This is a genomic window from Polaromonas sp. SP1, from assembly GCF_003711205.1.
Lineage (GTDB): Bacteria > Pseudomonadota > Gammaproteobacteria > Burkholderiales > Burkholderiaceae_C > Polaromonas.
The window spans coordinates 524,057-544,108 of sequence record NZ_CP031013.1 but is presented as its reverse complement, the minus strand read 5'-3'; the positions used below and the strand labels follow the sequence as shown (position 1 = coordinate 544,108).

At 62.2% G+C, this 20,052-nt stretch carries 16 protein-coding genes; 12 read left to right on the top strand and 4 right to left on the bottom strand.

The annotated features are described in order from the left end of the window. Window positions 1-53: 53 nt before the first annotated feature. On the bottom strand, window positions 54-1,385 hold the full coding sequence (gene hemL, locus DT070_RS02595) for a glutamate-1-semialdehyde 2,1-aminomutase (protein ID WP_122954003.1): 1,332 nt from the start codon (window positions 1,383-1,385) through the stop codon (window positions 54-56). Further along, window positions 1,366-2,334 (bottom strand): bifunctional hydroxymethylpyrimidine kinase/phosphomethylpyrimidine kinase, encoded by a 969-nt coding sequence (locus tag DT070_RS02590; RefSeq protein WP_122954002.1) that lies wholly within the window; start codon window positions 2,332-2,334, stop codon window positions 1,366-1,368. The genes hemL and DT070_RS02590 overlap by 20 nt, the downstream gene beginning before the upstream one ends. 82 nt (window positions 2,335-2,416) lie before the next feature. On the opposite strand from DT070_RS02590, the gene DT070_RS02585 reads away from it, so the two are divergent. The 6 genes from DT070_RS02585 to DT070_RS02560 all read left to right on the top strand — a co-directional run bounded on the left by DT070_RS02585 (window position 2,417) and on the right by DT070_RS02560 (window position 12,560). Continuing rightward, window positions 2,417-2,590 (top strand): rubredoxin, encoded by a 174-nt coding sequence (locus DT070_RS02585; RefSeq protein WP_122954001.1) that lies wholly within the window; start codon window positions 2,417-2,419, stop codon window positions 2,588-2,590. 72 nt (window positions 2,591-2,662) lie between these two features. Then, entirely contained in the window at window positions 2,663-3,061 is a 399-nt protein-coding gene (locus tag DT070_RS02580; RefSeq protein ID WP_092131852.1) for a PleD family two-component system response regulator, read from the top strand. After that, window positions 3,061-3,426: a response regulator transcription factor gene (locus tag DT070_RS02575; RefSeq protein ID WP_007864987.1), complete on the top strand. Its 366-nt coding sequence runs from the start codon at window positions 3,061-3,063 to the stop codon at window positions 3,424-3,426. Before DT070_RS02580 ends, DT070_RS02575 begins: the two co-directional genes overlap by 1 nt. Window positions 3,427-3,447: 21 nt before the next feature. After that, on the top strand, window positions 3,448-3,978 hold the full coding sequence (locus DT070_RS02570; protein WP_122954000.1) for a chemotaxis protein CheW: 531 nt from the start codon (window positions 3,448-3,450) through the stop codon (window positions 3,976-3,978). Window positions 3,979-4,008: 30 nt separating this feature from the next. Beyond that, entirely contained in the window at window positions 4,009-6,300 is a 2,292-nt protein-coding gene (locus DT070_RS02565; RefSeq protein WP_122953999.1) for a methyl-accepting chemotaxis protein, read from the top strand. Between the two features lie 56 nt (window positions 6,301-6,356). Beyond that, window positions 6,357-12,560, top strand: coding sequence for an Hpt domain-containing protein (locus tag DT070_RS02560; protein ID WP_122953998.1), 6,204 nt, complete (start codon window positions 6,357-6,359; stop codon window positions 12,558-12,560). Between the two features lie 116 nt (window positions 12,561-12,676). On the opposite strand, the gene DT070_RS02555 is transcribed toward DT070_RS02560, so the two are convergent. Next, window positions 12,677-14,146 carry a deoxyribodipyrimidine photo-lyase gene (locus DT070_RS02555; RefSeq protein WP_122953997.1) on the bottom strand — a complete coding sequence of 490 codons (1,470 nt, stop codon included), beginning with the start codon at window positions 14,144-14,146 and terminating at the stop codon, window positions 12,677-12,679. A 99-nt stretch (window positions 14,147-14,245) separates the two neighbouring features. Here DT070_RS02555 and DT070_RS02550 point away from each other — a divergent pair, with 99 nt between their 5' ends. Genes DT070_RS02550 through DT070_RS02525 form a run of 6 tightly spaced genes read left to right on the top strand, consistent with a single transcriptional unit; the run spans window position 14,246 to window position 18,842 of the window. After that, window positions 14,246-14,833 carry a YqgE/AlgH family protein gene (locus DT070_RS02550; RefSeq protein WP_122953996.1) on the top strand — a complete coding sequence of 196 codons (588 nt, stop codon included), beginning with the start codon at window positions 14,246-14,248 and terminating at the stop codon, window positions 14,831-14,833. Beyond that, complete coding sequence (gene ruvX / locus DT070_RS02545; protein WP_122953995.1) at window positions 14,830-15,255, top strand: Holliday junction resolvase RuvX; 426 nt, start codon at window positions 14,830-14,832, stop codon at window positions 15,253-15,255. Before DT070_RS02550 ends, ruvX begins: the two co-directional genes overlap by 4 nt. Beyond that, the gene (gene pyrR, locus DT070_RS02540; RefSeq protein WP_122953994.1) at window positions 15,252-15,755 is read left to right on the top strand and encodes a bifunctional pyr operon transcriptional regulator/uracil phosphoribosyltransferase PyrR; all 504 of its coding nucleotides are present in this window, start codon (window positions 15,252-15,254) and stop codon (window positions 15,753-15,755) included. Before ruvX ends, pyrR begins: the two co-directional genes overlap by 4 nt. A gap of 52 nt (window positions 15,756-15,807) precedes the next feature. Continuing rightward, a complete protein-coding gene (locus DT070_RS02535) occupies window positions 15,808-16,770 on the top strand; it encodes an aspartate carbamoyltransferase catalytic subunit (RefSeq protein ID WP_092131839.1) in 963 nt (320 codons plus the stop codon). Then, on the top strand, window positions 16,767-18,074 hold the full coding sequence (locus tag DT070_RS02530) for a dihydroorotase (protein WP_122953993.1): 1,308 nt from the start codon (window positions 16,767-16,769) through the stop codon (window positions 18,072-18,074). Before DT070_RS02535 ends, DT070_RS02530 begins: the two co-directional genes overlap by 4 nt. 15 nt (window positions 18,075-18,089) lie before the next feature. Beyond that, window positions 18,090-18,842, top strand: coding sequence for a 1-acyl-sn-glycerol-3-phosphate acyltransferase (locus DT070_RS02525; RefSeq protein WP_122953992.1), 753 nt, complete (start codon window positions 18,090-18,092; stop codon window positions 18,840-18,842). A 4-nt stretch (window positions 18,843-18,846) separates the two neighbouring features. Here DT070_RS02525 and DT070_RS02520 read toward each other — a convergent pair whose 3' ends face one another. Further along, the gene (locus DT070_RS02520; RefSeq protein ID WP_122953991.1) at window positions 18,847-19,941 is read right to left on the bottom strand and encodes an ABC transporter ATP-binding protein; all 1,095 of its coding nucleotides are present in this window, start codon (window positions 19,939-19,941) and stop codon (window positions 18,847-18,849) included. Window positions 19,942-20,052 lie beyond the last annotated feature (111 nt).

The window sequence follows — 20,052 nt, the reverse complement described above, 5'->3', positions numbered from 1 at the left end:
GGGCTAGAGGCCGAAAAGGATAAAAATTCCGCCGGCTCAAGCAGCCGCGAAAATCAAGCGGTCGCGAAAAACTTCGCCGCCGCATCCACCGTGGCGTTAATGTCCGATGCCGTGTGCGCCGAACTGACAAAACCGGCCTCATACAACGCCGGTGCGTAATACACGCCGCTGTCCAGCATGGCGTGAAAGAAGCGGTTGAAAGCCGGGCTGTCGGTGGTCATCACGGTCGCGTAGTTCTGCGGCAGCTGCCCGAGCAGGAAAAAGCCGAACATGCCGCCTTCGCTGTCGCCGCAAAACGGCACGCCCGCCTTGCCGGCCGCCTGCGTGAGGCCTGCGACCAGGCTGCGCGTGCGCTCGCCCAGCGCTTCGTAAAACCCGGGTTTGGCGATCTCGCGCAAGGTGGCCAGCCCGCAGGCGGTGGCCACCGGGTTGCCGGAGAGCGTGCCGGCCTGGTAGACCGGGCCCAGGGGCGCCAGCTGCTCCATCACGGCGCGTGTGCCGCCAAAAGCCGCCAGCGGCATGCCGCCGCCAATCACCTTGCCCATGACGGTCATGTCGGGCTTGAAGCCGGGGATGCTTTTGGCATAGACGCTTTGCGCGCCGCCCAGCGCCACCCGAAAGCCCGTCATGACCTCGTCAAAGACGAGCAACGCGCCGTGCTGCGTGCACAGCTCGCGGCAGCGCTTCATGAAGGGCACGCTGGCGCGGACAAAATTCATGTTGCCCGCGATCGGCTCGATCATCAGGCAGGCGATGTCCTTGCCGTGCAGGGCGAAAGCTTCTTCGAGCTGGGCGATGTGGTTGTACTCCAGCACCAGGGTGTGCTGCACCACCTCGGGCGGCACGCCGGCGCTGGTCGGGTTGCCGAAGGTGGCCAGGCCCGAACCCGCCTTGACGAGCAGGGCGTCGGCATGGCCGTGGTAGCAGCCTTCAAATTTGATGATCTTGCTGCGGCCTGTGGCGCCACGCGCCAGGCGGATCGCGCTCATGGCCGCTTCCGTGCCAGAGCTCACCAGCCGCACCATTTCGAGCGAAGGCACCAGCCGCACGATTTCTTCGGCCAGCTCGACCTCGCGTTCGGTCGGTGCGCCGTAGGAAAAACCTTCCAGGGCGGCTTTTTGCACGGCCTCAACCACTGCGGGATGGCCGTGGCCCAGGATCATGGGCCCCCAGGAGCCGATGTAGTCGATATAGCGCTTGCCGTCGGCATCCCAGAAATAGGCGCCCTGGGCGCGCTGTATGAAGCGTGGCGTGCCGCCGACCGCCTTGAAGGCCCGGACCGGGGAGTTGACCCCGCCGGGAATCAGTTTTTTGGCGCGTTCGAAGAGGGCGTCGTTGCGGGAGGCTGTTTGGGGGGCGGTGGGCTTAGTGCTTGGTTGTTCCATTGGGGGGCAGGTCAAGGTTGGGTTTTAACGTCAGTTCGACGTCGTCATTGGCTTCGCCCGGCTCCTCCCCGGATTCTTCTTCGGACTCAACATCTGCCTGCGCCCAGAACAGACGGTCCGGCACGATATTGCCCATGCCGGGGTGAAAACCCGCGTCCAGGCTGTGATCGAGGAAGGTCAGGGCTTCGGCGGTGGCCGCCTGAAGGTCGTGGCCGTTGGCCAGCAGGGCCGAAAGCGCGGCAGACAGGGTGTCGCCGGCGCCCGCGAACACGGCCTCAAAGCGCTCGAACTTTTCGCTGTAAAGCACGGCCTGGGGTGTGGCCAGCACGTTGTCGATGAACTGGTCGGGCATGGGGATGCCCGTCACCAGCGTGTAAGGCACGCCGAGGTCGGCCGCCGCCTTGGCGATGTCGCGTGCGGTGGGATTTCGCTCGCCCGGCCAGTCCGGCAGGAGCCAGCGCCACAGGCTGCTGTGGTTGCCGACCAACACCGTCGTCTGGGGCAGCATCAGCTCGCGAAAGGCATCCAGGTAGCTGTCGATTTCGCTTTCTTCCCACCATGCGAGATTTGGCATGTAGGCGATCAGCGGTACATCGGCATAATCCGATGCGATTTCCGCGATGGTGGAGATGTTCTCCGGGCTGCCGACAAAACCGACCTTGATGGCGGAAACCGGCATGTCTTCCAGGGCCGAACGCGCCTGGTCTGTGACAGCCTCTTCATCGAAGGAGAAGTGATCGAAAATTTCGGCGCTGTCGCGCACATAAGCGCCTGTTACAACCGCCAGCGGATGGGCCCCGGCAGAGGTGATGGAGGCGATATCCGCTGTCAAACCACCAGCGCCGCTCGGGTCGTTGGCATTGAAGGTCATGACGCAGGCCGGTGATGCGTCTGCGTCCTCAATTTGGAGTTGTCGGCTGTCCAGTTGAGGAGGTTTGGGGTTTGCCATAGGCTGCGATTTTGCCTTGTACGCGAATAAGCAACGCCGCCTCGATACAATTGTTGCATTCTATTCGAAGGCAACTTAAGCTGTGACTCAATCAATGACGTGGATGTGTTTAATTTGTGGGTGGATTTATGACGAAGCTGCCGGCGCGCCCGAGCACGGCATTCCCGCCGGGACGCCATGGGCCCAAGTGCCCATGAACTGGACCTGCCCTGAATGCGGGGCGCGCAAAGAAGATTTTGAAATGGTTCAGATATAAGCGTTTAGGCACTTGCCTGGACAATCGCAGGCCGGCCGATAGCCGTGGCCTGCAACATGAGGAGCAAAGGCAGTGAGCATTCCCAGTTCCGGACTGAAGGTTTTGGTCATCGATGACAGCAATACCATCCGGCGTAGCGCCGAGATATTCCTGAAGCAGGGTGGCCATGAGGTGTTGTTGGCGGAAGACGGCTTTGACGCCTTGTCCAAAGTTAACGACTACGAACCCAATCTGATTTTTTGCGACATTCTGATGCCCCGCCTGGATGGCTATCAAACGTGCGCGATTATCAAACGCAATGTGAAGTTTTCCGCCGTTCCCATTGTGATGCTGTCCTCCAAGGACGGTGTATTCGACAAGGCGCGTGGTCGTATGGTGGGGTCGCAAGACTACCTGACCAAGCCTTTTACCAAAGATCAGCTGCTGCAGACCGTTCAGGAACTGGGCAGCGCCAAACAAGGAGTAGTGTGATGGCAATCAAGAAAATTCTGGTGGTGGATGACTCCAAAACCGAATTGATGTTTCTGACCGATCTGCTGGTTAAAAACGGTTTTACCGTTAAAACTGCTGAAAACGCGGAAGATGCATTTCGCCGCCTTGCGGAAGACAAACCCGAGCTGATCCTCATGGATGTTGTGATGCCCGGCCAAAACGGCTTCCAGCTGACGCGCGCCATCACGCGCGATCCGCTGTATTCCGATATCCCCATCATGATGTGCACCAGCAAAAACCAGGAAACCGACCGGGTCTGGGGCATGCGGCAGGGCGCCCGCGACTACATCACCAAACCGGTGGATGCAGATGAGCTGATGGCCAAAATCAAGGCCCTTGGCTGATTTAAGGCGTAAAACCACAGCATGGCGAATAGACAAGCTCTTAGAGAACTTCAAACCCGGCTGGCCGACAGGCTGCAGATTGCACGGACGCAAGGTGTTGCTGCTTCCTGGCTGGCTGTGGAAGCCGGTGGAAAGAAGTACCTGTTTCCCCTGAGCCAGTCTGGTGAAATTTTTCCGTGGGTCAGCACGCAAGCCGTTCCCTACACGCAGAACTGGTTTGCAGGAGTTGCCAATTTACGGGGCGGTCTGTTCGGCGTCGTCGACCTGGCAAGCTATGTCAGCGGCAAGGCCCCCCCGCCCAAAAACGAACTGGCGCGCACCGACTCACGGCTTGTTGCGCTCAATAGCGCGCTGGAAGTCAATTGCGCACTGCTGATCGACAAACTCTCCGGGCTTCGCAACCAGGAGGCGTTCAGCGATTTCTCCGAAAAAGCGCCCGATGCGCCCGATTTCTTTGGCAACCAGTACGTCGACCTTAATGGTGCGACCTGGCAGGAAATCAACCTTCAGTTACTTGCCCAGCAAGCCCATTTTTTGACGATAGGCGCATAGCGCACACTGTTTCTCCCCGGAAGGTTCACCATGTCTGTTATTGAAAATATCCAGAAGCTGTTTAAAACCAAATCCGTCCAGCCCGAAGACAGCATGGACATGGCTTCTGTCGGTACGCCAGATCCCCTTGCAACCGGAGCCATGGATGAAGCCTCCCTTCAGACTGCCGCCGTGAGGCAGCAAGGCGGCAATGACGACGCTTTCCCGGCCAGCCGCATGGCCACGGCTGAAGAAGCTCCGTCCGCCGAAGGCACCGAACTCCTGAGTCTGCCTGTACTGGGCCGCAGGACCATCGGCCAGCATCAGCGGATTCTGGTGTTTTTCCTGGCGGTTTCCGTCGCGGTTCTGGGTACGGTGACATTCCTGGCGCTGAATCAGGCCGACAAAGTCGCTCAACAGGTGGCTGCGACCGGTCAATCGCTGATGCAGTCGCAGCGTCTGGCGAAATCTGTTTCGCAGGCCTTGGTGGGTAGCGCGCAGGCCTTCCCTGACGTGCGCGAAAGCTCCGAAGTGCTGTCCAAGACGGTGCGCGGCCTCAAGTCCGGCGAAGAGAGCCTGCGCCTGGCGCCGGTGGGCGAGGAATTGCAGCCCGACGTTGAGAAAGTGACCCCCTTCATGGAGCGCGCTGAAAAGAACGCCAAGACTGTGATGGGCCAGCAGAACATTCTGACCCAGGTGGGTAACGCTCTGCGCACCATTAACCGCCAGTCTTCGGATTTGCTGGAAATCGCCGAAACCGTGTCCTCACTCAAGCTTCAACAGAATGCTGCGCCAGCGGAAATTTCAGCCTCTGGCCAGCTGGTGATGTTGACCCAGCGTATTGGTAAGTCTGCCAATGAGTTCTTGACGATGGAAGGTGTGAGCCCCGAAGCCGTGTTCTTGCTGGGTAAGGATTTGAACTCCTTCAAGGAAATTGCCCAGGGACTGCAGGAAGGCAGCCCCGAATTGCGGCTTGCCGGCTCCAAAGACCCGCAAACTCGTGAACGCCTTGAGGCTTTGATGGCTCTTTACGAGCAAACCCGTGTGCAAGCTGGCGCAATTCTCGGCAACTTGCAGGGCCTGGTTTCCGCGCGTGAAGCGCAGTCTTCGATTATTGCTGACAGCGAACCCCTTCGCCGCGGCCTGGAAGATCTGCAGGGCAAGCTCTCTTCACAAACCGGTCTGGGGGCCTCTTCATTGATCACCCTCGCCATTGCGGCTTTCCTTGCGCTGCTTTGCGCGGCCGGTTTGGCCCGCTTGCAAGTGCAGGACAGCCAGCAGCGCCAGGCAATTGCTGAAACCCAGCGTCAGGAAGCTAAAGGACAGGAACAGGACGCCAAGCGCGTCAATGACGCCAACCAGGCCGCCATTTTGCGATTGATGAATGAGTTGCAGACAGTGGCTGAAGGTGATTTGACGCAAGAGGCGACCGTGACCGAAGACATTACCGGCGCTATCGCCGACTCGGTGAACTACACGGTGGAAGAGTTGCGACAGCTGGTGGGTAACGTACAGAACACGGCTACCCGGGTTGCACAGACGACGGCACAGGTGGAAAGCACATCCACCGAACTGCTGGCAGCCTCTACCGAACAGCTGCGCGAAATTCGCGAAACCGGCCAGTCGGTGCTTGACATGGCATCCCGAATTAACGAAGTGTCCACACAGGCGCAGGAATCTTCCCAGGTGGCGCGTCAATCGCTGACCGCCGCCGAATCCGGCTTGCAGGCTGTGCAGAACGCCATCGGCGGTATGAACTCCATCCGCGACCAGATCCAGGAAACCTCCAAGCGGATCAAGCGACTCGGTGAGTCCTCGCAGGAGATTGGTGAAATTACCGAACTGATTTCCGACATTACCGAACAGACCAACGTGCTGGCGCTCAATGCAGCTATTCAGGCCGCGTCGGCCGGTGAAGCCGGACGAGGCTTCTCGGTGGTTGCGGAAGAAGTTCAGCGACTGGCTGAACGTTCCGCAGATGCTACGCGTCAGATTTCGGCCCTGGTGAAAGCCATTCAGACCGATACGCAGGATGCGGTGGCCGCTATGGAACGCTCCACACAGGGTGTGGTTGAAGGGGCCAAACTGTCCGATAACGCAGGTACCGCGCTGACCGAGATTGACCAGGTGTCACGCCGTCTCGCTGACCTGATTGAGCAGATTTCAAACTCCGCCTCCCGCGAAGCCGCATCGGCCAACGTGGTGGCCGGCAACATCCAGCACATTTTCGCGGTGACGGAGCAAACCGGAGAAGGTACGCGTTCTACGGCACAGCAGGTGCGGGATCTTTCCCGCATGGCTGAAGAATTGCGCCAGTCGGTGTCCCGATTCAAGATCGCCTGATGCCTGTTTGTCCTGCGCTGACCGCGAATCCCGATTCCTGAACCGGCCCGTTATCTATGCAATCCAAAGCCTCGAATTCAACAACTGTTGAACCCGATCTTGACGTCAATGACCTGGGCCCCCTCGCATGGGTGCTTGATGAACTTCGCAAGTCACTGGACGGCGCGGCCAAGGCCCTCAAGCGTTTTGTGCGTGACGCGGAGGCGGCGCGCGGGTCTGACCTCGCGGCCCTTGATGCAAGCCAGCTGCGGATTGCCCGTCAACAATTGCACCAGGCGGTAGGAGCCCTGGAAATGGTGGGCCTCGCAGGGCCTGCATTGGTTCTTCGGTCCATGGAAGCCGCCGTCCAAAAGTTTGTACAGCAGCCCGAACAATGCAACCAGGACGCGGCAGGAAAGATCGAGCGGGCCAGCTACGCCCTGACGGAGTATCTCGAGGGTGTGCTGGCGGACAAGCCTGTCTCTGCGGTTTCCCTGTTCCCTCAATACCGCGACGTGCAGGAACTGATTCGCGCTGACCGCATTCATCCGGCCGACCTGTGGCCTTTTGAGTGGCGCTGGCTGGAGCCTGAGCTGGCGGACAGGACGGAGCCCCGGAATTACGACGACAGCGCCCGCGCGGTCATGGACCAATCGGTGCTTCAGCTCATGAAGGGCAAGGCGCCTCAGGCCGCCAAAAAACTCGGAGAGCTGAGTCTCGGTTTTGCTGCACGCCAGGCGGATCGCCAGCCCAGAATATTCTGGAAGATAGCGGCAGCCTACTTCGAAGCGGTTGCCAATGATTTGCTCGGCTCCGACATCTACGTGCGTCGCGCCGCTTCCCGGATCCTGATGCAGTACGCCTTGCTTGCCAAGGGCGACCCGGCTGTTTCGGATCGTCTGGCCCAGGACCTGTTGTTCTTTTGCTCCCAGGCAGTTTCTGCGCGTGCCAGCGATACGCCCGTCCTGTCGGCGGTCCGGTCGACCTATGGGCTCAACCGGTTCCGGCCAGTGGACTATGAATTGGTCCAGTTCGGGCGTTTTGACCCCGCGCTGTTGGCGCAGGCACGCAAGCGTATTACGTCGGCCAAGGAAACCTGGTCATCGCTGTCTGCGGGCGATGCCAATAAATTCAAAACGGTATCCGACCAGTTCAGCCTGGTGACCGACTCCCTGCTCAAGCTGCATCCGCCCAGCGAGCCGCTGGCGCAAGCCTTGACCCACGCCGTCGAAACGACCGTACGTTCAGGTCAGGCGCCTGGCATTGAACTCGCCATGGAAGTGGCAACTTCGGTGCTGTACCTTGAAGCCGCTTTTGACGACCTGGATCCGAACGATCCGCAACTGGCGGTGCGAACCGCAAATCTGGCCTCTCGCCTGGAAGGCGTCAGGGCGGGCGGTGAGCCTCAGCCACTCGAAGGCTGGATGGAGGAGTTGTATCGCCGGGTCAGCGACAAGCAGACCATGGGTAGTGTCGTGGGCGAATTGCGCGTTTCCCTTGGTGAGCTTGAAAAATCACTGGACGTGTTCTTTCGCAATCCGCAAGACAAGGTTGCCTTGCAGTCGGTTCCGGGCCAGCTCTCCCAAATGCGCGGTGTGCTATCGGTGCTGGGCCTTGACCAGGCCTCTCACGCAGTCTTGCGCATGCGCGACAGCGTGGAGCAGATGCTCGTTACCGAAATCGATGAACAAATGGCACGCGCTGCCGGGACTTTCGAACATCTCGGCAACAACCTGGGCGCCTTGAGTTTCCTGATCGACATGCTGAATTACCAGCCTGCGCTGGCGAAAAAGCTTTTTGTCTATGACGAGGAAAAGGGTGAACTCAAACCTCTGATGGGGCGTGCCCAGAACGCATCGACTGCCGCTTCCTCCGTGACAGTCAACAGCGACATGCTGTCCCAGGAAGTCATCTCGGTGGTGCAGGATGCCGGCCTTGGCGAGAAAAGTGAGAACCTCACTGTCAAGCTGGATGCCCTGGCAACGCATGCTGCGCTTGCCGAGCAGTCGGGGCTCGCCCAGACGGCTCGAGATGCGTCGGCCGCTGTGTCGGGCAGCAACGCCGATGCCGCCGCCACGGCCCTGACGACTTTGGCCTTTGCCGTGACGCCGGCCTCTGTCGCGGCCGAAAGCCAGGACAATGCTGCCGATTTTGAAGAAGACGACTTGCGCGATATCTTCCTGGAAGAAGCGCGTGAGGTGGTTGGCAACGGCCTCGAGGCCCTGGCTGCGCTGGCCAGCGATCCTGCCGATGTCTCCCAACTCACCGTCCTGCGACGTGCTTTCCACACCCTCAAGGGTAGTTCCCGGATGGTGGGGCTGAATGAATTTGGTGAAGCCGCCTGGTCGCTTGAGCAAATGCTCAATAGCTGGCTGGCCGACCAGAAGGCTGCTACCGACGAATTCAGGGCCTTGTCTTCTGAAGCCATGAATGGTTTCGCAAGTTGGGTTGCAGACATCGCAAACAACCAGGACGGCGCGTGGTCTGCCTCGGTTTTCCGCGCCAGTGCAGATGCCATGCGGACCGAAGCGCATTATGTCGCATTGAATCTTTCCGCCAAGCCTGCTGCGGCGCAGCCTGCTTCTCCCGCAGCCGAGCCTGCTCCAGCAGATGCCTTGTCCTTGCCGGATCTCCAGCTGGACGCCGGTGTACCCTCGGCGACCAGCACTAATTTGCCCGAGGCCCCCGCACCGGCAGATGATCTGGACTTTGATCTCGTCTTTGAAGACGCGCCAGCGGCGCCGGTCGCCGCAACGACGCAGTCTGCAGCTTCAGTTCGCGAAGCCGTCGGCGAAATTGAAGGCATTGACTTTGACAGCCTTTCTGCGCTTTCTGGCGGCGCCGACGTCCCTCCAGCCGCGGTAGAGCAGCCCGCCGCTTCAACGCCAAATGAGGCGGAAGCGATTGAGCTATCTGACGCCGATTTTGAAAAACATTTCCACTCAGAGGCAGCAAAACCCGACGAAGCAGCAGTCGTATTCGATTTCGCCGCTGCGGCGCCCGGCGTGCAGCCGGTGGCGTCCGGTTTGCCCGAAACCTTTGAATTCGCTGAGCCTGTGTCACTCCAGGAAGCGCCTGCCATTGAGGCGGCTGCAGAGGTCACTGCCGCCGAGGCGACCGACAGTGTGTTGCCGGCAGACGGCAACGGCGACGAGCAAGTCAAGGTCATCGGCTCCCTGCGCATCGGTATTCCGCTGTACAACGTCTACCTGAATGAAGCTGACGAATGGTCGCGCAGATTGGTGACTGAGGTCGCTGAATGGTCGTTGGAGCGCAATCAGCCGGTCAGCGATTCCACTGTTGCACTGGCGCATTCCCTGGCCGGCAGTTCGGCGACGGTCGGCTTCGACGCCTTGTCCGAAATGGCGCGTGCTTTCGAGCAGGCGCTGCAGCAATCCAGGGCGCACCACAGCAATGGCGCGGCCAAGTACGGACAAATCTTTGTGAATGCGGCGGAAGACATTCGCAGGCTTCTGCATCAATTTGCCGCCGGTTTCCTCAAAGAGCCGGACGCAGGCATTCTTGACAGCCTGAGGGAGCTTGATTTCTCCGACTCGATTTTGGCTCCCGGCAGCGATTCCGATTTTGATTTCTCCGGCGAACCAGCCCTGGAGGCGGTTGTGGATTCTGTACTTCCGCCTGAACTGGAGGCTGAACTCCAACGCCAAGCCCAGGCCGAGCCTGAGCCGGAAGTCATCAAGGCTGAAGTTCCGCAGGCAGCTGCTCCTGTGCGCGCTGTGCCCGTACCACCGCCTGTCGCGGTTGTCGCGCCGCCGGTGCGGCTGGTGACGCCGGCACCGTCGCCTGCCGCTTCGCAGTTCGACGATGGGGAAGATGACGAAATCGATGCGGTCGACGCCATTGACCCCGACCTCTTCCCGATCTTCGAAGAAGAGGCTGCCGAACTGATGCCCCAACTGGGCGGTGCCTTGCGGCAGTGGTCTGCGCGTCCCGACAACCAGGGCGCCCGCATGGAAGTGCTGCGTGCATTGCACACGCTCAAGGGCAGTGCTCGTCTTGCAGGCGCCTTGCGCATGGGCGAAATGGCCCACCGGATTGAGTCCGAGATCGAATTCCTCGGCTCCGATGCGGCCGCGTCCCAGGCGTTCGATCCCCTCCTGACGCGTTTCGACGCGATGGAAGCCGCGTTTGAAACCTTGCGCCATGCGGACGCCGCTGCGGCTGCCGCCCCTGTGGTGCTGGCGCCTCTCGCGGCGGCCGAGCCCGCGTCCGCGCCGAAATCTGAACCAGTGGAAGAAGCCGCACCGGCTGTTCAGGAAGCTCCTGTGCAGGCGGCAGCGCCGTCGGGCGCCGAAACCGGTTCCCGCAAGCTGACGGTTCCGGCGCCGCAGTCCATGGCCATGCAGCCGCTGCGGCAGGCGGCCTCTGCTTCTATACGTGTGCGCTCCCAGTTGCTTGACCGCATGGTCAACCAGGCCGGTGAGGTCATGATCACGCGTTCCCGTCTGGAGGCTGAGCTCAGCCAGCTGCGCGGTTCGCTGAACGACATGAGCGGTAACTTGAACCGCTTGCGCCAGCAGCTGCGAGACATCGAGCTGCAGGCTGAAACCCAGATGCAGTCGCGATTGGCCCAGGCCAAGGAAGCGCAGGCCGGGTTCGACCCGCTGGAGTTCGACCGCTTTACCCGCGTTCAGGAATTGACCCGGATGATGGCCGAGTCTGTGAATGACGTTGCAACCGTGCAGCGTACCTTGCAACGCACGGTGGAAGCCACCGAAGACGACTTGATCGCCCAGGCCCGCCAGACCCGTGAACTGCAACGCGATCTGCTCCGTACCCGCATGGTGGAGTTTGAAGGCATCTCCGAGCGTCTCTACCGTGTGGTGCGCCAGGCTTCCAAGGAAACCGGCAAGCAGGTCCGGCTGGACTTGCTGGGCGGCACCATGGAAATGGACCGCGGCATGCTGGACCGCATGACGCCTGCCTTTGAGCACTTGCTGCGTAACTGCGTCGCCCACGGCATTGAAAGCACACAGGTTCGTACCGATGCTGGCAAAGACCCGGTCGGCCTGATCACCGTCCACTTGCGCCAGGAAGGCAACGACGTTTCGGTCGACTTCAGCGATGACGGCGCCGGCCTGAACCTGGCACGTATCCGCGAAAAAGCCATCAGCCTCGGCATGATCACGGCGGACCAGGCGATCAATGACCAGGACGCCGCCAACCTGATCTTCATGCCGGGCTTCTCCACAGCGGCTCAGGTGACCGAGCTGGCAGGACGCGGTATCGGCATGGACGTGGTCCGCTCCGAAGTCAACGCGCTCGGTGGCCGGATCGAAACCTCCACGGTCGCCGGCAAGGGAACGCACTTCAAGCTGGTGCTCCCCCTGACCACGGCTGTGACGCAGGTGGTGATGATCCGCTCCGGCAATCTTTCCGTCGGTGTGCCCGCCAACGTGGTGGAAACCGTGCGGCGCGCTTCAGCCAAAGAGCTGCAGCAGGCCTACAACACCGGGACGCTTGAGGTCGCCGGGGAATCGATTCCTTTCTTCTGGTCGGGCGCCTTGCTCCAGGCCTCGCACCACAGCGCCGAAGCCCAGGGCAAGACCACGCCTGTCGTGATCTTCCGAAGCGCCGCGCAGCGTATTGCGCTGCACGTCGATGAAGTTTTGGGTAACCAGGAAGTTGTGGTGAAGAATCTGGGCCCGCAGTTGTCCCGCCTGCCTGGTCTGGCCGGTATGTCGGTGCTCGCTTCCGGTGCTGTCGTGCTGATTTACAACCCGGTTGCGCTCGCTTCCGTGTATGGCCAGCAGGCCCGCGCCTGGAGTTCAGACCGGGCCGAGCCGCACATGCTCGAAGGCTCAGGTGCCACAGCGGCAGCTTCCGGCTCTGGCAGTGTCGCGACAACGCTCGTCCCTGTGCCGGCCGTCTCGCAGATTCCGTTGATCCTGGTGGTCGATGATTCCATCACGGTTCGCCGGGTCACGCAGCGCCTGCTTCAGCGTGAAGGCTACCGCGTCTCGATGGCGGCAGACGGCCTGCAGGCGCTCGAGCGTCTCCAGGAAGAGCGGCCGGCCGTGGTGCTGTCAGACATCGAAATGCCGCGCATGGACGGCTTCGACCTGGCGCGCAACATCCGGGCCGACGTGCGCCTCAACAACCTGCCCATCATCATGATCACGTCCCGCATCGCCGAGAAGCACCGTGAACATGCCAAGGAGCTGGGCGTTGACCACTACCTGGGCAAGCCGTTCTCGGAAGAAGAGTTGATGAGCCTGGTGCGGCACTACTGCGCTGCTGAGACCGCCGCTTCCGCCTGAGGTAAAAAACAGCCAAATCAGGCTCTAGCCCAGGCGGTGCCTGGGCATGTAGCTCCTAAAACAATAGCAAAAACAGCAAAAGTAGCAGGAATTAAAAAAAGGCCTGGGAGTTTCTCTCAGGCCTTTTTCACGACCGCATAGCGCTGCAGCGTCAGCGCCCGCGCTTCATCATGTTGCACGATGGGCATCGGGTAGTTTGTGCCCAGCACCACGCCCGCAGCGGCCAGCTCCAGCGGTTTTGCCAGCCAGGGGCTGTGCAGCGCCTTGTCGGGCAGTTGCGCCAGCACGGGCACATATTTGCGGATGAACTTCCCCCCGGCATCGAACTTCTCGCTCTGGCTGACGGGGTTGAAGATGCGGAAATAAGGCTGCGCATCGCAGCCGGTGCTCGCCGCCCATTGCCAGCCGCCGTTGTTGGCCGACAGGTCAAAGTCATTGAGCTTTTCCGCGAAGTAACGCTCGCCCCAGCGCCAGTCGATCCCGAGGTCTTTGACCAGAAAACTGGCGGTCACCATGCGCAGGCGGTTGTGCATGTAACCGGTCTGGTTGATCTGGGCCATCGCCGCATCCACCAGCGGGTAGCCGGTGCGGCCATCGCACCAGGCCTGGAACAGCGCCTGGGCCTTGTCGCCGCTTTCCCACGCAATCGCGTCATAGTCCGGCTTGAATGCACCGCCGACGGCGTGTGGGAAATTGGCCAGGATCTGGGCGTAAAAATCACGCCAGATCAGCTCGCTAAGCCAGGTGGCGGCCCCCTCATCCCGGGAGGGCTGGCGCAAGGCCGCCGAAGCCATCTGCCGTATCGACACGGTGCCGAACCGAAGGTGCACGCCCAGGTAACTCGGGCCCTTGACGGCCGGGAAGTCGCGCGTCTCCTTGTAGTGCGCCATGCGGCCCGTGAAGTCCTCAAAAAGCTGGGCACCGCCTTCGCTGCCCGTGGGAATCTTTAGCGCTGAGAGATTGCTGGCTTCAAACCCCAAATCGCCCAGCGACGGAATAGTGCGCCTGCTGGCCGAAACCGGTGCCAGGGACGCACCATATTTTTCGACGGGATAGGGCTTGAGGTAGAAGTCATCGACCTTCTTCAGCCAGGCATTCTTGTATGGCGTAAACACGGTGTAGGGCTTGCCTGCCAGGGTCAGCACCTCCTGGCGTTCAAAAATGACGTGGTCCTTGAAGCTGTAAAAGGCCTTGCCGCCGGCTTCGAGCGCGGCTTGCACCGCAGCGTCGCGCGCCAGCGACCGGGGCTCGTCATCGTGGTTGGCAAAGACCGCATCGGCGCCCAGCTCAGCCGCCAGCTGCACCACCGCATCGACGGCGCCGTGATGGGCCGTCAGCAGGCAGGCGCCGGGCTTGCCGGCCGCCTCGCCCAGCCTCCGGATCTGGCCGTCCAGGCTCAGCACCGACTCCCGGATGAATTCCACGCGGCGGTCGACCCGCGGCAAGGTGTCCAGGATGCCGCGGTCAAAAACAAAGGCGCAATACACCTGCTTACATGACTTCAGCGCGTGGTAAAGGGCTGCGTTGTCCGCAACCCGCAGGTCACGCCTGAACCACATCAGCCCTGTTTCATACTTCTTTTGCATCGCCCCATGGTAACGAAAAGCCGCCCGCCGGCCGCTTTCGGGGAAGGTTCGGGGAAAGGCAAACGCCCCGCGCCGGCCCGTCCGGCGTAAAATCCCCGCATGGCCACGGATTCCGCATCGATCAACCTCACGCATCACTTCCTCATCGCCATGCCCGGGATGGACGACGAAGCTTTTGCCAAAAGTGTGGTCTATATGTGCGAACACAGTGACAGGGGCGCCCTGGGCCTGATCATCAACAAGCCAAGCGATATCAACCTCAAAAATCTGTTCGACAAGGTCGAGCTGCCACTGCGCCGCGACGACCTGACCCAGGCGCCGGTGTTCCAGGGCGGCCCGGTGCAGACAGAGCGGGGTTTTGTGCTCCACGAATCCATGATGCCCGGCAACGAATCCGTTTATGCCTCGACCATGACGATCCCCGGTGGGCTGGAGATGACGACCTCCAAAGACGTGCTTGAAGCGCTGTCGACCGGCGCCGGCCCGCGCAAGGTGTTTGTCTCGCTCGGTTACTCCGCCTGGGGCGAGGGCCAGCTGGAATCCGAAATCTCCGACAACAGCTGGCTCACCGTCGCCGCCGACCTGGGCGTGATCTTCGACACGCCGGTCGAGCAACGCTATGACAAGGCCCTCATGCTGCTGGGCCTGCAAAGCTGGATGCTCTCGCCCGAGGCCGGCCACGCATGAGCCTCACGGCCATGCCATCTCCTCGGGCCGCCGCCCTCCACACCTTTCTTGCTTTTGACTTCGGTCTCAAGCGCACCGGCGTTGCCACCGGCAACGTGCTCACCCGCACCGCCACCCCCCAGCCCACCATCGCCGCCGAAGGTAGCGACGCCCGGCTCAAAGCCGTCGAGGCGCGCATCAAGGAGTGGCAGCCTGACGCGCTCGTCGTCGGCGTTCCCTTTCACCCCGACGGCGCCAGCCACGACAATACCGCCCGGGCGCAGAAGTTCGCCCGCCAGCTTCGCAGTCGCTTCGGCCTCCAGGTCTTTGAGGTGGACGAGCGCTACAGCACCACCGAGGCCCTCGCCGGCGGCGCAGCCGACGCCGACGCGGCTTCGGCCTGCATCATCCTCGAGCAGTTTTTAAGGAGTTTCCCATCATGAGCAGTCTGACCCTGGACGCCGAGGCGCTGTACAGCGACCTGCTGCGCGGCATGCGCCAGCAACTGGCGTCGTATCCCCTGCCGCCCAGGCTGGTCGGTGTGGCCTCTGGCGGCGCCTGGCTGGCGCAGCGCCTGCAAAAAGACCTGGGCCTGGAGGGCGAGGCCGGCGTGCTGTCGTCCTCCATGCACCGCGACGATTTCTCCCAGCGCGGCCTTTCCTCCAGCGGCCAGACCCTTCTGCCCTTTGACGTGAACGGCGCGCACCTGGTGGTGGTCGACGACGTGCTCTACACGGGGCGCACCATCCGCGCGGTGCTCAACGAACTGTTCGACTACGGCCGGCCCGCCAGCGTCAAGCTGGTCGTGCTGGTCGACCGGGGCGGGCGCGAGCTGCCCGTGCAGCCCGACCTGGCCGTGGCGCGCGTGGCCTTGCCCGCCTCCCAATCGCTTGAGTTGGCCCGTGCGGAAGACGGCAAGTTCAGCTTCCAGGTCCAGGGCTGAGTGCAGCTTCAGGCCACATCAAAAAACCAAGAGACCCCAAGGAGTCCATCACATGCTGTACCGACGAAATCCGCAACTCAACAAAAACGGCGAGCTGATCCACCTGCTGTCGATTGAAGGCCTGCCCAAGGCCACGCTGACGCAGATCCTCGACACCGCCGCCAACTTCGTCAGCGTCAACAACCGCGAAGTCAAAAAAGTCCCGCTGCTGCGCGGCAAGAGCGTCTTCAACCTCTTCTTTGAAAACTCCACCCGCACCCGCACCACCTTCGAGATCGCCGCCACGCGGCTCTCGGCCGATGTCATCAACCTGGACATCGCGCGCTCGTCTGCCTCCAAGGGCGAGTCGCTGCTCGACACCATCGCCAACCTGAGCGCCATGGCCGCCGACCTCTTCGTCGTGCGCCACAGCGAATCGGGCGCGCCCTACCTGATCGCCCAACACGTCGCGCCCCACGTGCATGTCATCAACGCCGGCGACGGCCGCCATGCGCATCCCACGCAAGGACTGCTCGACATGTACACCATCCGGCACTACAAGAAAGACTTCAGCAAACTCACTGTTGCCATCGTCGGCGACGTGCTGCACTCCCGCGTGGCGCGCTCCGACATCCATGCGCTCACCACGCTGGGCTGCCCCGAAGTGCGCGTGGTCGGCCCCAAGACGCTGGTGCCCGCCGACATGGCGCAGATGGGCGTGCGCGTCTGCAACACGCTCGAAGAAGGCATCAAGGGCGCCGACGTGATCATCATGCTCAGGCTGCAGAACGAACGCATGTCCGGCGCGCTGCTGCCCAGCAGCCAGGAGTTCTTCAAGAGCTTCGGCCTCACCACAGAAAAGCTGCAACTGGCCAAACCCGACGCCATCGTCATGCACCCCGGGCCCATCAACCGCGGGGTTGAAATTGACTCCGCCGTGGTCGACGGCACGCAGAGCGTGATCCTGCCGCAAGTGACTTTCGGCATCGCGGTCCGCATGGCGGTCATGAGCATAGTTGCAGGAAACGAAGCATGAAGATACTCATCAAAAACGGCCGCGTCATTGACCCCGCCTCCAAATTCGACGAAGTCTGTGATGTGGCGATTGCCGCGGGCCGCATCGTCTCGCTCAAAAGTACCCCCGCCGATTTCGCACCCAACAAAACGATGGATGCCACCGGCTGCATCGTCGCGCCTGGCCTGATCGACTTGTCCGCCCGCCTGCGGGAGCCCGGCCATGAACATGAGGGCATGCTCGAAAGCGAACTCGCAGCAGCTGTTGCCGGCGGCGTGACCAGCCTGGTCTGCCCGCCCGACACCGACCCGGTGCTCGACGAGCCCGGCCTGGTCGAGATGCTCAAGTTCCGCGCTGAAAAGCTGCACCAGTCGCGTGTGTTCCCGCTGGGGGCACTCACACGTGCGCTCAAGGGCGAGACGCTGACCGAGATGGTTGAATTGACGGAATCGGGTTGCGTGGGCTTCAGCCAGGCTGAGGTGCCGCTGGCCAATACGCAGGTCATGATGCGCGCCCTGCAATACGCCTCCACCTTCGGCTACACCGTCTGGCTGCGCCCGCAAGAGATGTACCTGGGCAGCGGCGTCGCCGCCAGCGGCGCGCTGGCCACACGCCTGGGTTTGAGCGGCGTCTCCGTCGCCGCCGAAACCATCGCACTGCACACCATCTTCGAACTGGTGCGGGCCACGGGCGCGCGCGTGCACCTGTGCCGCATCAGCAGCGCCGCGGGCGTGGCGCTGGTCGCCAAGGCCAAGGCCGAGGGCCTGGCCGTGACCTGCGATGTCAGCATCAACAGCCTGCACCTGACCGACGTTGACATCGGCTACTTCGACAGCCGCATGCGGCTGGACCCGCCGCTGCGCCAGCAGCGCGACCGCGACGCCATCCGCCAGGGCCTGGCCGACGGCACCATCGACGCCTTGGTCTCAGACCATACGCCTGTCGACGAAGACGCCAAGACCTTGCCTTTTGCCGAGGCTGAGCCAGGCGCCACGGGGCTTGAGTTGCTGCTGGGCCTGGCCTGCAAATGGGGCGCTGACAGTGAAGCCGGTTTGCAGCGTGCGCTGGCCGTGCTCACCAGCGAACCAGCTCGGGTGCTGGGTAACGCGCTCGGAACCTTGCAAGCCAGCGCGGGCCAGCTCGTCAAGGGCGGTGTGGCCGATATCTGCGTGTTTGACCCGGCCGGTGAGTGGACGGTCGAGCCCGCCGCCTTGCGCAGCCAGGGCAAGCACACGCCGTTCTCCGGCCACCAGATGCCGGCCCGCGTGCGCTGGACCATCGTGGGCGGGCAACTTGCCTATGAAGCCCCTGAAGCTTCGCACTGACGTGTCCGTTCTCCCATGAGGTGGCTTCGTTTTTGCTGGACCTTGCTGCGTGCGGTCGTGCACGCCGTGCAGGGCTTCTGGACCATCAGGACGCTGTTCCCCAAGCTGCCGCAGGCCGAGCAGGAGGCGCGCGTGCAGGTGTGGGCCGAGGCCATGCTGCGCATCGTCGGCATTGAGCTGGTGGTCAGGGGCACGCGCCCCGTCGCCGGCCCGGTGCTGCTGGTGGCCAACCATATTTCGTGGCTCGACATCCTGGTGATGCATGCGGCGCGCCATTGCCGTTTTGTCTCCAAGGCCGACGTGAGGAGCTGGCCTTTTGTGCGAACGCTGGCCGACGGCGCCGGCACGCTGTATATCGAGCGCGAGTCGCGGCGCGACGCCCATCGCGTCGTCACGCAAATGGCGGACAGCCTGCGCGCGGGCGACATCCTGGCCGTGTTTCCCGAAGGCACCACGGGTGATGGCATCACCCTCAAACACTTTCACGCCAACCTCATCCAGGCCGCCATCGAGGCGTCAGTGCCGGTGCAGCCGGTGGCGTTGAAGTTTATTGACGCCGCCAGCGGTGAGACCAGTTTTGCGCCCAGCTATGTGGACGATGAGACGCTGGTCGGTTCGATCTGGCGCACCCTGACGGCGCCGCCGCTCAAGGCGGTTGTCACCTTTGGTGAGGCGCAGGCGCCGCAAGGCCAGACACGGCGGGCGTGGGCAGGAACCCTGCGGGAAGACATTGAGCGCCTGAGGCAGACGCAGGGCTCAAGCCGCTGAAAGCTCAGGCCGGCGCCGTAGCTTCTGCCGCGCCGGCTTCACGCGGAAAAGTCACCACATGGTCGACCTCGGCGCGAATCCCTATCCATTCGCCCAGCGCGTGGTTGTGGTGCGAAGGCACGTGCGCCATCACCGTCTCGCCCGTCTTCAGCTTGAGGGTGTACAAAAACTCCGAGCCGCGGAACGCCTTGCGCACGATTTGCGCTTTGACCGGTGCGTTGTCGTCATGCACGATGTCATCGGCGCGCAGCAGCACATCGCACAGGCCGCCGGCATACGCGCCCGGCAGGGGGCATTCAAGCATGTCGGTCAGGTCACCCAGCGCGGTGTGCACCACCACATCGGCGCCATGCTGCTCGATATGCGCGGGCATAAACACGCCATGGCCGATGAAGTCGGCCACAAAACGCGTGGCGGGGCGGTGATAGAGCGCGTAGGCCTCGTCCCATTGGTGCAGCCGGCCCTGGTGCATCACGCCGATGCGGTCGCCGATGGCAAAGGCCTCCAGCTGGTCGTGCGTGACAAACAGCGCCGTCGCGCCGGCTGCCTTCAGGATGCCGCGCACTTCATGCGCCAGCCGCTCGCGCAGGTCTACGTCCAGGTTTGAAAAGGGCTCGTCCAGCAGCAGCAATCGCGGCTGCGGCGCCAGCGCGCGCGCCAGCGCCACACGTTGTTGCTGGCCGCCTGAAAGCTCATGCGGAAAGCGCTTGTGGACATTGCCCAGGCCGACCAGTTCCAGCACTTCGCCGACGCGCTGGTCGCGCTGAACGGGCGGCAGATGGGTAAGGCCGAAAGCAACGTTGTGCGCTGCATCAAGGTGCGGAAACAGCGCGTAGTCCTGAAACACCATGCCGATGCGGCGTGATTCGGCGGGCACATGCAGGGCGGCGCTGCTCACGACGTCCTGCGCCAGCCTGATGCTGCCGCCGTTGGCGCGTTCCAGGCCGGCAACCGCACGCAACAAGGTGGTTTTGCCGCAGCCCGACGGCCCGATCAGGACCCCGATTTCCCCCGCCTGGAGGCTGAACGACACGCCGTCCACGGCGGGCTTGGTGCGGCCGGCGTAGTGCACGCCCAGCTGGGAGATATCCAGAAACATGCAAATGATTGTAGATGCTTACAATTCTCATTTGCAGTGACTGACTGCAAGACCATGGCGAACGCAGGCGGGGGCAGGGCTCCTTCCCGCGAGAGGCCTTTTGTTAAGAAC

What these genes read in the sequence shown, in the direction of transcription:
- hemL (WP_122954003.1), bottom strand. Translation starts at nt 1,385, where the DNA reads ATGGAACAACCAAGCACTAAGCCCACCGCCCCCCAAACAGCCTCCCGC.
- DT070_RS02590 (WP_122954002.1), bottom strand. Translation starts at nt 2,334, where the DNA reads ATGGCAAACCCCAAACCTCCTCAACTGGACAGCCGACAACTCCAAATT.
- DT070_RS02575 (WP_007864987.1), top strand. Translation starts at nt 3,061, where the DNA reads ATGGCAATCAAGAAAATTCTGGTGGTGGATGACTCCAAAACCGAATTG.
- DT070_RS02570 (WP_122954000.1), top strand. Translation starts at nt 3,448, where the DNA reads ATGGCGAATAGACAAGCTCTTAGAGAACTTCAAACCCGGCTGGCCGAC.
- DT070_RS02565 (WP_122953999.1), top strand. Translation starts at nt 4,009, where the DNA reads ATGTCTGTTATTGAAAATATCCAGAAGCTGTTTAAAACCAAATCCGTC.
- DT070_RS02560 (WP_122953998.1), top strand. Translation starts at nt 6,357, where the DNA reads ATGCAATCCAAAGCCTCGAATTCAACAACTGTTGAACCCGATCTTGAC.
- DT070_RS02555 (WP_122953997.1), bottom strand. Translation starts at nt 14,146, where the DNA reads ATGCAAAAGAAGTATGAAACAGGGCTGATGTGGTTCAGGCGTGACCTG.
- DT070_RS02550 (WP_122953996.1), top strand. Translation starts at nt 14,246, where the DNA reads ATGGCCACGGATTCCGCATCGATCAACCTCACGCATCACTTCCTCATC.
- ruvX (WP_122953995.1), top strand. Translation starts at nt 14,830, where the DNA reads ATGAGCCTCACGGCCATGCCATCTCCTCGGGCCGCCGCCCTCCACACC.
- pyrR (WP_122953994.1), top strand. Translation starts at nt 15,252, where the DNA reads ATGAGCAGTCTGACCCTGGACGCCGAGGCGCTGTACAGCGACCTGCTG.
- DT070_RS02535 (WP_092131839.1), top strand. Translation starts at nt 15,808, where the DNA reads ATGCTGTACCGACGAAATCCGCAACTCAACAAAAACGGCGAGCTGATC.
- DT070_RS02530 (WP_122953993.1), top strand. Translation starts at nt 16,767, where the DNA reads ATGAAGATACTCATCAAAAACGGCCGCGTCATTGACCCCGCCTCCAAA.
- DT070_RS02525 (WP_122953992.1), top strand. Translation starts at nt 18,090, where the DNA reads ATGAGGTGGCTTCGTTTTTGCTGGACCTTGCTGCGTGCGGTCGTGCAC.
- DT070_RS02520 (WP_122953991.1), bottom strand. Translation starts at nt 19,941, where the DNA reads ATGTTTCTGGATATCTCCCAGCTGGGCGTGCACTACGCCGGCCGCACC.